This window comes from Enterobacter genomosp. S (assembly GCF_001631805.1).
GTDB classification, from domain to species: domain Bacteria; phylum Pseudomonadota; class Gammaproteobacteria; order Enterobacterales; family Enterobacteriaceae; genus Enterobacter; species Enterobacter quasihormaechei.
The window spans coordinates 383,073-395,425 of sequence record NZ_LVVA01000001.1 but is presented as its reverse complement, the minus strand read 5'-3'; the positions used below and the strand labels follow the sequence as shown (position 1 = coordinate 395,425).

11 protein-coding genes are annotated in these 12,353 nt (G+C 55.7%); 10 read left to right on the top strand and 1 reads right to left on the bottom strand.

All coding sequences use genetic code 11. The annotated features are described in order from the left end of the window. The first annotated feature begins 57 nt into the window (after window positions 1–57). The 9 genes from rpsA to A3466_RS01905 all read left to right on the top strand — a co-directional run bounded on the left by rpsA (window position 58) and on the right by A3466_RS01905 (window position 10,694). Window positions 58–1,731 (top strand): 30S ribosomal protein S1, encoded by a 1,674-nt coding sequence (rpsA, locus tag A3466_RS01945; RefSeq protein ID WP_003858235.1) that lies wholly within the window; start codon window positions 58–60, stop codon window positions 1,729–1,731. Between the two features lie 170 nt (window positions 1,732–1,901). Next, window positions 1,902–2,189: an integration host factor subunit beta gene (gene ihfB / locus A3466_RS01940; RefSeq protein ID WP_003858233.1), complete on the top strand. Its 288-nt coding sequence runs from the start codon at window positions 1,902–1,904 to the stop codon at window positions 2,187–2,189. 212 nt (window positions 2,190–2,401) lie between these two features. After that, the gene (locus A3466_RS01935; protein WP_063449164.1) at window positions 2,402–4,666 is read left to right on the top strand and encodes a ComEC family protein; all 2,265 of its coding nucleotides are present in this window, start codon (window positions 2,402–2,404) and stop codon (window positions 4,664–4,666) included. A 36-nt stretch (window positions 4,667–4,702) separates the two neighbouring features. Continuing rightward, window positions 4,703–6,451: a lipid A ABC transporter ATP-binding protein/permease MsbA gene (msbA, locus tag A3466_RS01930; RefSeq protein ID WP_063449163.1), complete on the top strand. Its 1,749-nt coding sequence runs from the start codon at window positions 4,703–4,705 to the stop codon at window positions 6,449–6,451. Further along, complete coding sequence (lpxK, locus tag A3466_RS01925) at window positions 6,448–7,425, top strand: tetraacyldisaccharide 4'-kinase (RefSeq protein WP_063449162.1); 978 nt, start codon at window positions 6,448–6,450, stop codon at window positions 7,423–7,425. The genes msbA and lpxK overlap by 4 nt, the downstream gene beginning before the upstream one ends. 43 nt (window positions 7,426–7,468) lie before the next feature. After that, entirely contained in the window at window positions 7,469–8,698 is a 1,230-nt protein-coding gene (locus A3466_RS01920) for a winged helix-turn-helix domain-containing protein (protein WP_063449161.1), read from the top strand. A gap of 45 nt (window positions 8,699–8,743) precedes the next feature. Next, window positions 8,744–8,926, top strand: coding sequence for a protein YcaR (ycaR, locus tag A3466_RS01915; protein WP_006174474.1), 183 nt, complete (start codon window positions 8,744–8,746; stop codon window positions 8,924–8,926). Beyond that, window positions 8,923–9,669, top strand: a complete 747-nt coding sequence (kdsB, locus tag A3466_RS01910) for a 3-deoxy-manno-octulosonate cytidylyltransferase (protein ID WP_063449160.1) — start codon at window positions 8,923–8,925, stop codon at window positions 9,667–9,669. The genes ycaR and kdsB overlap by 4 nt, the downstream gene beginning before the upstream one ends. 131 nt (window positions 9,670–9,800) lie before the next feature. Further along, window positions 9,801–10,694, top strand: coding sequence for a YcbJ family phosphotransferase (locus A3466_RS01905; RefSeq protein WP_063449159.1), 894 nt, complete (start codon window positions 9,801–9,803; stop codon window positions 10,692–10,694). Here the strand turns inward: A3466_RS01905 and elyC are convergent. Further along, window positions 10,671–11,450, bottom strand: coding sequence for an envelope biogenesis factor ElyC (gene elyC / locus A3466_RS01900; RefSeq protein WP_063449158.1), 780 nt, complete (start codon window positions 11,448–11,450; stop codon window positions 10,671–10,673). The two genes, A3466_RS01905 and elyC, sit on opposite strands and share 24 nt — an antisense overlap. A 120-nt stretch (window positions 11,451–11,570) precedes the next feature. On the opposite strand from elyC, the gene cmoM reads away from it, so the two are divergent. Further along, entirely contained in the window at window positions 11,571–12,350 is a 780-nt protein-coding gene (cmoM, locus tag A3466_RS01895; protein WP_063449157.1) for a tRNA uridine 5-oxyacetic acid(34) methyltransferase CmoM, read from the top strand. Window positions 12,351–12,353: the final 3 nt, after the last annotated feature.

Genomic DNA, 12,353 nt, shown 5'->3' with positions numbered 1-12,353 from the left:
AACAACCCCATCCGGCACGGAGCCAGGTGGACGTTAATATTAACCTGAAGATTAAACATGACTGAATCTTTTGCTCAACTGTTTGAAGAATCCTTAAAAGAAATCGAAACCCGTCCGGGTTCCATCGTTCGTGGTGTTGTTGTTGCTATCGACAAAGACGTAGTACTGGTTGACGCCGGTCTGAAATCTGAGTCCGCCATTCCGGCTGAGCAGTTCAAAAACGCCCAGGGCGAGCTGGAAATCCAGGTTGGTGACGAAGTTGACGTTGCTCTGGACGCAGTAGAAGACGGCTTCGGCGAAACCCTGCTGTCTCGTGAGAAAGCTAAACGTCACGAAGCATGGATCACGCTGGAGAAAGCTTACGAAGAAGCTGAAACTGTGGTCGGTGTTATCAACGGCAAAGTTAAAGGTGGCTTCACTGTTGAGCTGAATGGTATTCGTGCGTTCCTGCCAGGTTCACTGGTAGACGTTCGTCCAGTCCGTGACACCCTGCACCTCGAAGGCAAAGAGCTTGAGTTCAAAGTAATCAAGCTGGACCAGAAGCGTAACAACGTTGTTGTTTCCCGTCGTGCCGTTATCGAATCCGAAAACAGCGCAGAACGCGATCAGCTGCTGGAAAACCTGCAGGAAGGCATGGAAGTCAAAGGTATCGTTAAGAACCTCACTGACTACGGCGCATTCGTTGACCTGGGCGGCGTTGATGGCCTGCTGCACATCACCGACATGGCGTGGAAACGCGTTAAGCACCCAAGCGAAATCGTGAACGTGGGCGACGAAATCACTGTTAAAGTGCTGAAGTTCGACCGCGAGCGTACTCGTGTCTCCCTCGGCCTGAAACAACTGGGCGAAGATCCATGGGTAGCTATCGCTAAGCGTTACCCAGAAGGGACTAAACTGACTGGTCGCGTAACCAACCTGACTGACTACGGCTGCTTCGTTGAAATCGAAGAAGGCGTTGAAGGTCTGGTGCACGTTTCCGAAATGGACTGGACCAACAAAAACATCCACCCATCCAAAGTTGTTAACGTTGGTGATGTAGTGGAAGTGATGGTTCTGGATATCGACGAAGAACGTCGTCGTATCTCCCTGGGCCTGAAGCAGTGCAAAAACAACCCATGGCAGCAGTTCGCGGAAACCCACAACAAGGGCGACCGTGTTGAAGGTAAAATCAAGTCTATCACTGACTTCGGTATCTTCATCGGCCTGGACGGCGGCATCGATGGCCTGGTTCACCTGTCTGACATCTCCTGGAACGTTGCAGGCGAAGAAGCAGTTCGTGAATACAAAAAAGGCGACGAAATCGCAGCGGTTGTTCTGCAAGTTGACGCAGAGCGTGAGCGTATCTCCCTGGGCGTTAAACAGCTCGCAGAAGATCCGTTCAACAACTGGGTTGCACTGAACAAGAAAGGCGCAATCGTAAACGGTAAAGTGACTGCTGTTGACGCTAAAGGCGCAACCGTAGAACTGGCTGACGGCGTTGAAGGTTACCTGCGCGCTTCCGAAGCTTCACGTGACCGCGTTGAAGATGCAACTCTGGTTCTGAGCGTTGGCGACGACGTTGAAGCTAAGTTCACCGGTGTTGACCGTAAGAACCGTGCAATCAGCCTGTCTGTTCGCGCTAAAGACGAAGCTGATGAGAAAGATGCAATCGCAACTGTTAACAAACAGGAAGATGCAAACTTCTCTAACAACGCAATGGCTGAAGCTTTCAAAGCAGCTAAAGGCGAGTAAGTTCAGGTTCGCACCATCATTTGAGCTGTAACGCATTTACGGCGCGAAGGATGGAGAGCAGACTTGACAGATTGCAGGATTCGTCCTGTAATCAATAACAAAGGGCGGCTACGGCCGCCCTTGTTTAATGAGCTGTTCAGCTAATTGGTTTGAAAGGAACCGGAGGAATCATGACCAAGTCAGAATTGATTGAAAGACTTGCCAGTCAGCAACCGCATATCCCTGCTAAGGCTGTGGAAGATGCCGTTAAAGAGATGCTGGAGCATATGGCTACCACTCTTGCCCAGGGCGAGCGCATTGAAATCCGCGGTTTCGGTAGTTTTTCTCTGCACTATCGTGCACCACGTACCGGGCGTAACCCGAAGACTGGCGATAAAGTGGAGCTGGAAGGAAAGTATGTTCCGCACTTTAAGCCGGGTAAAGAGCTGCGCGATCGCGCCAATATTTACGGCAACTGAGTTTAATCATCAGGGTTAAACTGAGTTTAAAGAAAGCACCTTAGGGTGCTTTTTTTGTCTCTCGCCTCTGCGATTCTGAATACGCGCCGCATTCTCAGCTGCTCTTTTCTGCAAGTACTTAAAAACGTTGCAGCGCTCGCTGTAAATCACGCCTTTTCTGTCTGACGACGCGCCAGTCCCGCCGCATAATCACCTGAAACATGGAGGTGAAGATGGGCATCCACGTCATCAGTATCTGCGCCATTCTGGCCATAATCCCGCTCTATTGGTTACCCGTTTTGCCTGATTTGCAAACTGTCTGGGTGCTGATTGCAGCAGGAATTGCGTTATCCGTGCGGCAGAAAAAGTGGCTTACGTTTTCAGGCCTCGCAGTGCTCTTTTTGTGCTGGGGATTTCTGGCCGCTCGGGAGAGCGTGTGGCCGATGAACCATTTAACGAAAGGCCCGCAGCAGGCTGAGGTAGTCATTACCGCAACGGACGGCGCAACGATGCATCAGGGAAAGATTGTCAGACTCAATGGCGAACGTGTGTGGGCTAACATGGGCGTGGCGCTATATGGCAACTACCTGCCGCAAAACGTCTGCGTCGGCCAACGCTGGGCGATGACCCTGCGGCTCAGGGCAGTACACGGAGAGCTCAACGATGGCGGCTATGATTCGCAGAAAAATGCCTTTGCCCGACACCAGACGCTGAGCGGGCGGTTTACCCATGCGGCGATCGTTGACGAACGCTGTAGCCTGCGTTCGCAATACCTGACGTCGCTACGGAATACGCTTTCCGCATATCAGTGGGGGCCCGTGATCCTGGGGCTGGGGATGGGAGAGCGTCTGTCGGTCTCGCGGGAGATAAAAAACCTGATGCGTGAAACCGGAACGATGCATCTCATGGCCATTTCGGGACTGCATATTGCGCTGGCAGCCTCTGTTGTCTGGCTACTGGCTCGAGGCATTCAGTTTTTCCTGCCGTGCCGCTGGATTATCTGGCAAATGCCCCTGCTGGCAGGGCTGCTTTTTGCCGCGTTTTACGCGTGGCTTACGGGATTGCAGCCGCCTGCGCTGCGCACGGTTATCGCGCTTGTAGTGCTGGCCGCATTAAAGATGAGCGGTCGCCAGTGGTCGCCCTGGCAGGTCTGGCTTACCTGCGTGGCGGCGATCCTGTTTTTCGATCCTCTGGCGGTGCTGTCACAAAGCCTGGCGTTATCTGCGTTTGCGGTCGCCGCGCTTATTTTTTGGTATCAGTGGTTGCCTCTTCCATCCTGGCAACGGAATCGGGGCCTGCGGCCGCTGGCGACGCTAGTGTATTTGCAGGTTGGAATGCTGCTGCTTCTGTTGCCGCTTCAGGTCCTGATTTTCCATGGTTTCAGTGTATCCTCGCTGGTGGCGAACCTGTTTGCCGTTCCTCTGGTCACCTTTATTTCAGTTCCTCTTATCCTGCTCGGCATGTTTCTGCATCTGTTTCCGGTCGCTGCGCTGGAAAGTATCGTCTGGCTGGCTGCGGATAAATCTCTGGCAGGGCTTTTCTGGGTGTTGATGCGTTTACTAAATGGCTGGCAGGACGTTGATGAGCGCTGGCAATACCTGACGTTACTGCCGTGGCTGCTGATTATTGGCTGGCGATTCAGGGCCTTCAGCGCAGTTCCCGCCGTCTGTCTGGCAGGCAGCGTGGTGCTGGCATTTCCACTCTGGCACAGGGATAAAACCGATAGCTGGTCACTGCATATGCTTGATGTAGGGCAGGGGCTGGCGATGGTCATTGAGCGTCACGGTAAGGCCATTCTGTATGACACCGGGCTGGCGTGGCCCGATGGGGACAGTGCGCAACAGCTGATTATCCCCTGGCTACGCTGGCATCATCTGAGCCCGGAAGGGGTGATCCTCAGCCATGAACACCTCGATCATGCGGGGGGACTGGCATCGTTAAAAACCGCCTGGCCCGCAATGTGGATCAGGAGCCCTTTGGCCTGGGCCGGGCATCTTCCCTGCTTTCGTGGGCAGCGATGGCAGTGGCAGGGGCTAACGTTCACCGCGCACTGGCCGCCGGAAAACACCGCTGCGAAGGGTAATAACCGCTCCTGCGTGGTAAAAATTGATGACGGCGAACAGAGCGTTTTACTGACCGGAGATATTGAAGCGCAGGCAGAGCTGGGAATGCTGAGCCACCGCTGGCGTCAACTTGCGTCTACACTGATTCAGGTGCCGCATCATGGAAGTAACACGTCATCCTCAACGCCGCTGTTACAGCGCGTAGAGGGGCAGGTTTCGCTGGCCTCAATGGCCCGCTATAACGCATGGCGTTTCCCTTCCAAAAAAGTGGTCCGGCGCTATCGAACTCAGGGATATCAGTGGCTTGACACCCCTCATTCCGGGCAGATATCTGTGACGTTTTCGCACCATAGTCGGCACATTCGCCGCTTACGTGAACACTATTTACCGCGTTGGTATCATCAGTGGTTTGGCGCGCCCGTAGATAACGGGTAGAATATGCGGCTATTTCAACAAATGCTGGTTTTTTGAATGCATAACGACAAAGATCTCTCCACGTGGCAAACGTTCCGCCGGCTCTGGCCGATGATTGCTCCTTTCAAAGCAGGCTTGATCGTGGCGGGCGTAGCGTTAATCCTCAACGCAGCCAGCGATACGTTTATGTTATCGCTCCTCAAACCGTTACTGGATGACGGTTTTGGTAAAACGGATCGTTCAGTGCTGCTATGGATGCCGCTGGTGGTTATTGGGCTGATGATCTTACGCGGAATCTCCAGCTATGTATCCAGCTACTGCATCTCCTGGGTATCCGGTAAAGTGGTGATGACCATGCGCCGCCGGCTGTTCAGCCATATGATGGGGATGCCCGTCTCTTTCTTTGACAAACAGTCAACCGGTACGCTGCTGTCACGTATTACCTACGATTCAGAGCAGGTGGCATCATCGTCGTCCAGCGCACTGATTACCGTTGTGCGTGAGGGTGCATCCATTATCGGTCTGTTTGCGATGATGTTCTATTACAGCTGGCAGCTGTCGCTCATCCTTATTGTGCTGGCGCCGATTGTCTCCATCGCTATCCGCGTGGTGTCTAAGCGTTTTCGCAACATCAGTAAAAATATGCAAAATACGATGGGTCAGGTTACTACCAGCGCCGAGCAGATGCTGAAAGGCCATAAAGAAGTGTTGATTTTCGGCGGTCAGGGAGTCGAAACCAAACGCTTTGACAAGGTCAGCAACAGAATGCGTCTGCAAGGGATGAAAATGGTATCGGCCTCGTCGATTTCCGATCCGATCATTCAGCTGATTGCCTCTCTGGCACTGGCCTTTGTTCTGTATGCCGCAAGCTTCCCGAGCGTCATGGAGACCCTGACTGCGGGTACCATTACCGTGGTGTTCTCATCCATGATTGCGCTGATGCGTCCGCTGAAATCGCTGACCAACGTCAACGCCCAGTTCCAGCGCGGGATGGCAGCCTGCCAGACGCTGTTCAGCATCCTCGATTCCGAACAGGAAAAAGATGAAGGTACACGCGTGATCGAACGTGCTAAAGGCGACCTGGAGTTCCGTAACGTCACCTTTACCTATCCAGGCCGCGAAGTGCCGGCACTGCGTGATATCAGCCTGTCCATTCCGGCGGGTAAAACCGTTGCGCTGGTGGGGCGTTCCGGTTCGGGCAAGTCGACCATTGCCAGCCTGATTACCCGTTTCTACGACATCGACCAGGGCGAGATCCTGCTGGATGGTCACGACCTGCGGGAATATACCCTACAGTCGCTGCGTAACCAAGTCGCGCTGGTATCGCAGAACGTGCACCTGTTCAACGACACGGTGGCAAACAACATTGCGTATGCCCGTACCGAAGAGTACAGCCGTGAAGAGATTGAAAACGCGGCGCGCATGGCCTATGCGATGGACTTTATTAACAAAATGGATAATGGCCTGGATACGATCATTGGCGAAAACGGCGTGCTGCTCTCCGGTGGTCAGCGTCAACGTATCGCGATTGCCCGTGCGCTGCTGCGCAACAGCCCGATTCTGATCCTGGATGAAGCGACATCCGCACTGGATACGGAATCTGAACGCGCTATCCAGTCGGCTCTGGATGAATTGCAGAAAAACCGTACTTCGCTGGTTATCGCGCACCGTCTGTCGACAATCGAACAGGCTGACGAAATCGTGGTGGTGGAAGACGGCGTTATCGTTGAACGCGGCAGCCATGCGGACCTGCTGGAACAGCGTGGTGTTTACGCGCAGCTCCATAAAATGCAGTTCGGTCAATGATTGCACGCATCTGGTCGGGTGAATCCCCCCTGTGGGTGCTGCTTCTCCCGCTCTCCTGGCTGTATGGCCTGGTGAGCGGTGCTATTCGTCTGCTTTACCGCCTCGGGATCAAGCGCGCCTGGCGCGCACCGGTACCGGTGGTGGTGGTCGGTAACCTGACAGCGGGTGGAAACGGCAAAACCCCGGTGGTGATCTGGCTGGTAGAACAGCTCCAGAAGCGCGGTATCCGCGCGGGCGTGGTCTCACGCGGTTACGGCGGTAAAGCGGCTCAGTATCCTCTGGTGCTGAGGCCGGACACGACAACCGCTGAAGCCGGTGATGAGCCAGTACTGATTTACCAGCGCACGGGTGCGCCGGTTGCGGTATCGCCGGTGCGTAGTGGTGCCGTGAAGGCACTGCTTGCGCAGCATAGCGTACAAATCATTATTACCGATGATGGCTTGCAGCATTATGCACTGGCGCGTGACAAAGAGATCGTGGTTATTGACGGCGTGCGGCGTTTTGGCAACGGCTGGTGGCTGCCAGCCGGTCCAATGCGTGAGCGTGCGTCGCGCCTGAAGACCGTTGATGCTGTGATTGTAAACGGCGGTGAAGCCAAAGCGGGCGAGATCCCGATGCATCTTCGTCCCGGACAGGCAGTGAATATGCTGACCGGCGAGCGTAAAGACGTCGCGCAGCTGGATCGTCTGGTTGCGATGGCCGGGATTGGTCATCCTCCGCGTTTTTTCGCGACGCTGGAGCAGTGTGGCGCAAGGCTTGAAAAACGGGTTCCGCTGGCCGATCACCAGGCGCTGGTGGCCGACGAGGTCGACAGGCTGGCAGCACCGGGGCAGACGCTAATCATGACGGAAAAAGACGCGGTAAAATGCCGGGCCTTTGCGAAAGAAAACTGGTGGTATCTGCCGGTTGACGCTGAACTCAGCGGTGAACAGCCGGAACATTTGCTCAGGGAACTGCTCGCGTTAGTGCAGTAGATTCAACGCGGTTCCGGTGGCGCTTTGACTGACAGGAAAACGCATGTCTCTACCGCAACTCTCACTTGCAGCCGCACGTAACCTGCATCTTGCCGCTCAGGGGCTGTTGAAAAAGCCCCGCCGTCGCGCGCAGCCAGCCGATATCCTCTCTACCGTGCAACGCATGTCGTTGCTGCAAATCGACACCATTAACATCGTGGCGCGTAGCCCGTATCTCGTCCTGTTTAGCCGCCTGGGAAACTATCCACCACAATGGCTGGATGATGCGCTGCGTCAGGGCGAACTGATGGAGTACTGGGCGCATGAAGCCTGTTTTCTCCCGCGCAGCGATTTTGCGCTGGTGCGTCACCGAATGCTCGCCCCGGACAAAATGGGCTGGAAATACCGTCAGGAGTGGATGGTGGAACACGCGGCTGAAATAGAGCAGCTGATTGCCCATATTCATGAAAACGGCCCGGTACGCTCCGCGGATTTTGAGCACCCGCGAAAAGGCGCAAGCGGATGGTGGGAGTGGAAACCGCACAAGCGCCATCTGGAAGGGCTGTTTACGTCGGGCAAGGTGATGGTGGTTGAACGCCGCAACTTTCAACGCGTCTATGACCTTACGCACCGCGTTATGCCGCACTGGGACGATACGCGCGATCTGCTGTCTCAGGACGCAGCCGAAGCCGTGATGCTCGAGAACAGCGCCCGCAGCCTGGGCATATTTCGCCCACAGTGGCTGGCGGACTATTATCGCCTGCGTCAGCCGCAGCTCAAACCGCTGCTGGAAACGTGGCAGCGCGAACAGCGCGTCTTGCCGGTCTCGGTAGCGTCGCTAGGTGACATGTGGCTGCATGCGGATTTGTGCCCGCTGCTGCCTCAGGCGCTTGAGGGAAAGCTACAGGCAACGCACAGCGCCGTGCTGTCGCCGTTCGATCCGGTTGTCTGGGACAGAAAGCGGGCCGGGCAGCTGTTTGATTTTAATTACCGTCTGGAATGCTACACCCCGGCACCAAAGCGTCAGTACGGTTATTTTGTTTTGCCGCTGCTGCATAAAGGCCAGCTGGTCGGGCGCATGGACGCTAAAATGCACCGTAAAACCGGCATGCTTGAAATTATCGCCCTCTGGCTTGAAGAGGGCATAAAGGTGACGGCTGGCCTGGAAAAGGGATTAACGACCGCGCTCAGTGACTTTGCGCGCTGGCAGGGGGCGCACGACATTGTACTGGGCCGCGTGCCTGCGGGGCTGTTTACGGCTTGTCGAGGTGGCTGGGAAACAGACACTCCCTGAAAAGGGAATGTGATAAGCTTTAGGGATTACCCATACGGAGGAACTATGGATCACCGTTTACTTGAAATTATTGCCTGCCCGGTGTGCAACGGCAAACTGTACTACAGCCAGGATAAACAAGAGCTGATTTGCAAACTGGACAGCCTGGCGTTCCCGCTGCGTGACGGTATTCCGGTCCTGCTGGAAAATGAAGCCCGTTCGCTGGTGGCAGAAGAGAGCAAACCATGAGTTTTGTTGTCATTATCCCTGCGCGTTATGCTTCAACGCGCCTGCCGGGTAAACCGCTGGTGGACATCAACGGTAAGCCGATGATTGTGCACGTCCTTGAACGGGCGCGCGAATCGGGTGCTGGCCGCGTTATTGTCGCTACCGATCACCCGGACGTTGCGCGTGCGGTTGAGGCCGCGGGTGGGGAAGTATGCATGACCCGTGCCGACCATCAGTCAGGCACCGAGCGCCTGGCGGAAGTCGTCGAAAAATGCGGTTTCAGCGACGAGACGGTGATTGTAAACGTGCAGGGCGATGAGCCGATGATCCCGGCGGCAATTATCCGTCAGGTGGCCGACAACCTGGCCCAGCGTCAGGTCGGCATGGCGACACTTGCGGTGCCGATTCACCACGCAGAAGAGGCGTTCAATCCGAATGCGGTGAAGGTTGTCATGGATGCCGAGGGCTACGCGCTCTATTTCTCCCGCGCCACCATTCCGTGGGATCGCGATCGTTTCGCACAATCGAAAGAGACGATCGGCGAAACCTTCCTGCGCCATATCGGTATTTACGGCTACCGCGCCGGCTTTATTCGCCGCTATGTCGCCTGGGCGCCAAGCCCGCTGGAACATATCGAAATGCTCGAACAGCTTCGCGTGCTGTGGTACGGCGAGAAAATTCACGTTGCGGTAGCCCAGGAAGTCCCTGGTACCGGCGTAGATACGCCTGAAGATCTTGAGCGCGTACGCGTCGAAATGCGTTAATTCGCAGCCATCCCCTCGTTCTGAGGGGATGTTCTTCTCCCTTTTCTTTTTCATTATTGATCTCGACCGGGTGACATCCGGGTTTCGCACGCTCATTATAAAAGCAGTAGTCTTAATGGGGGTAATCTCATATGGAACAACTGCGTGCTGAACTGAGCCATCTCCTTGGCGAAAAGCTAAGCCGGGTGGAGTGCGTAAATGAAAAGGCTGATACCGCACTCTGGGCGTTGTATGACGGTCAGGGAAACCCCATGCCGCTGATGGCCAGAAGTTTTAGCTCGCCGGGCGTCGCCAGACATCTGGCCTGGAAAACGTCGATGCTGGCGCGGGAAGGAACGGTCCGTATGCCGACGGTTTACGGCGTCATGACCCATGAGGAGCATCCCGGCCCGGATGTTCTGCTGATCGAGCGTTTACATGGGGTTTCTGTAGAAGCCCCGACGCGGACGCCGGCGCGCTGGGAGCAACTGAAGGACCAGATTGTCGAGGCCCTGCTTGGCTGGCACCGGCACGACAGCCGCGGTCTGGTAGGCGCGGTAGACAGCACCCAGGAAAATCTGTGGCCGCTGTGGTATCGCCAGCGCGTTGAAGTGCTGTGGGGCACGCTCAACCAGTTCAACAACACCGGTTTGACGATGCAGGACAAACGCATCCTGTTCCGCACACGGGAATGTCTGCCCGCGCTGTTTGAGGGTTTTAACGACAACTGTGTGCTGGTGCATGGCAACTTCACGCTGCGCAGCATGCTAAAAGACTCGCGCAGCGATCAGCTTCTGGCGATGGTCGGACCGGGGATAATGCTCTGGGCGCCGCGCGAGTATGAGCTGTTCAGGCTGAGCGAGGGCGGGGCGGCGGAAGAGTTGCTCTGGCATTATCTTCAGCGCGCCCCCGTTGCGGAAGCCTTTCTCTGGCGGCGCTGGCTCTATCTGCTCTGGGATGAGGTGGCGCAGCTGGTCAACACCGGGCGCTTTAATCGCGCCAGTTTCGATCGTGCCGCAACGTCACTCTTGCCCTGGCTTGCCTGACGACCCCTTAAGCCACTGCCACAGGCGGCCAAGCGTCTCGTAGCCGACGCGGTCGCTGTGCATCAGCCATACCGGGGACGGGATTATCCGTTCCCACGGGTTGAGCGGGGCGTCAATGGCCAGCTGGTTTGCCGGAGCAGGAAGCGGATGCAGGCCCTGCTTCTCAAAGAAAATCATTGCGCGTGGCAGGTGTGAAGCAGAGGTCACCAGCAGGAACGGCACGTCACCGATAGCCTGTTTCACCGCCGCCGCCTCTTCTTCGGTATCTTTTGGGCTATCCAGCGTGATGATGGCGGAACGCGGTACGCCAAGCGATTCAGCCACTCTTGCCCCTGCTTCAGCGGTGCTGACCGGGTTGGTTTTTGCCGCAGCGCCCGTGAAGATCATCTTCGATCCCGGGTTGGCAAGCCACAGGCGGATCCCCTCGTTCAGGCGCGGCAGGCTGTTGTTGATCAGGTTTGAGCTGGGGGCCCAGTCAGGATCCCAGGTATACCCGCCGCCCAGCACCACGATGTAGCCCACCTTCTGGTTTCCCTGCCACGTCGGGTAGGTGTTCTCTATCGGGCGTAATAAACCGTCGGCGACCGGTTGCAGGCTGAGCAACAGCAGTGCCAGCCAGCCCGCGGTGACGAGAGATTTACCGCTTTTCTGAAAGCGGCTAAACCATATCAATCCCAGCCCCAGGGCGATGACGAGCAGCAGCAGGGGAAGAGGAAGCATCATGCCTCCGATATATTTTTTTAGGGTAAAAAGCATCCTTTTTGGTTCCTTTTTTAACCATACAGCAGGTGATTGCCCGTGATATTACACCAGAGTGGTTCATTCTCCGCGCGGGTGTGACAAAATAGCGGTTTTGCAGTGAGTGGAACCTTCCCAATGCGGGATCGCAATTTTGATGACATCGCGGAAAAGTTTTCGCGCAACATTTATGGCACCACCAAAGGTCAGCTTCGTCAGACGATCCTCTGGCAGGATCTGGATAAGCTGCTGGCGGAATTCGGTGACCGACAGTTGCGCGTGCTGGATGCTGGCGGTGGGGAAGGTCAGACTGCAATTCTGATGGCGCAGCGGGGGCATCACGTCACGCTGTGCGATCTTTCTGCCGAGATGGTTGCGCGCGCCGAGCGAGCGGCAGAAGAGAAAGGTGTGAGCGACAACATGCATTTTATACATTGCGCCGCTCAGGACATTCCGCAGCATTTGGAAACGCAGGTTGATCTGATATTGTTTCATGCTGTGCTCGAATGGGTCGCCGAACCGCAGGCGATGTTAAAAACGCTGTGGTCGATGTTGCGCCCGGGCGGTGCGTTATCGCTGATGTTCTACAACGCCAACGGCCTGCTGATGCGAAACGTGCTGGTGGGCAATTTTGGCTACGTACAGCAGGGCATGTATAAAAAGAAACGACGCACGCTGTCACCGGATTTCCCCCGTGAACCGCAGCAGGTCTATGGCTGGCTGGAGGAGATCGGCTGGGAAATTACCGGCAAAACCGGCGTGAGGGTGTTTCATGATTATCTGCGTGATAAACAAAAACAGGACGACTGTTTAGACGCCTTAACAGAAATAGAGACGCGGTACTGCCGCCAGGAGCCTTACCTGAGCCTTGGTCGCTATATCCACGTCACCGCGCGCAAGCCGCAGATGCAAGGATAATCT

Coding starts and splice junctions, on each gene's coding strand:
- A3466_RS01920 (WP_063449161.1), top strand. CDS start 7,469: ATGTCTCTACCGCAACTCTCACTTGCAGCCGCACGTAACCTGCATCTT.
- A3466_RS01935 (WP_063449164.1), top strand. CDS start 2,402: ATGGGCATCCACGTCATCAGTATCTGCGCCATTCTGGCCATAATCCCG.
- elyC (WP_063449158.1), bottom strand. CDS start 11,450: ATGCTTTTTACCCTAAAAAAATATATCGGAGGCATGATGCTTCCTCTT.
- rpsA (WP_003858235.1), top strand. CDS start 58: ATGACTGAATCTTTTGCTCAACTGTTTGAAGAATCCTTAAAAGAAATC.
- A3466_RS01905 (WP_063449159.1), top strand. CDS start 9,801: ATGGAACAACTGCGTGCTGAACTGAGCCATCTCCTTGGCGAAAAGCTA.
- ihfB (WP_003858233.1), top strand. CDS start 1,902: ATGACCAAGTCAGAATTGATTGAAAGACTTGCCAGTCAGCAACCGCAT.
- kdsB (WP_063449160.1), top strand. CDS start 8,923: ATGAGTTTTGTTGTCATTATCCCTGCGCGTTATGCTTCAACGCGCCTG.
- cmoM (WP_063449157.1), top strand. CDS start 11,571: ATGCGGGATCGCAATTTTGATGACATCGCGGAAAAGTTTTCGCGCAAC.
- ycaR (WP_006174474.1), top strand. CDS start 8,744: ATGGATCACCGTTTACTTGAAATTATTGCCTGCCCGGTGTGCAACGGC.
- msbA (WP_063449163.1), top strand. CDS start 4,703: ATGCATAACGACAAAGATCTCTCCACGTGGCAAACGTTCCGCCGGCTC.
- lpxK (WP_063449162.1), top strand. CDS start 6,448: ATGATTGCACGCATCTGGTCGGGTGAATCCCCCCTGTGGGTGCTGCTT.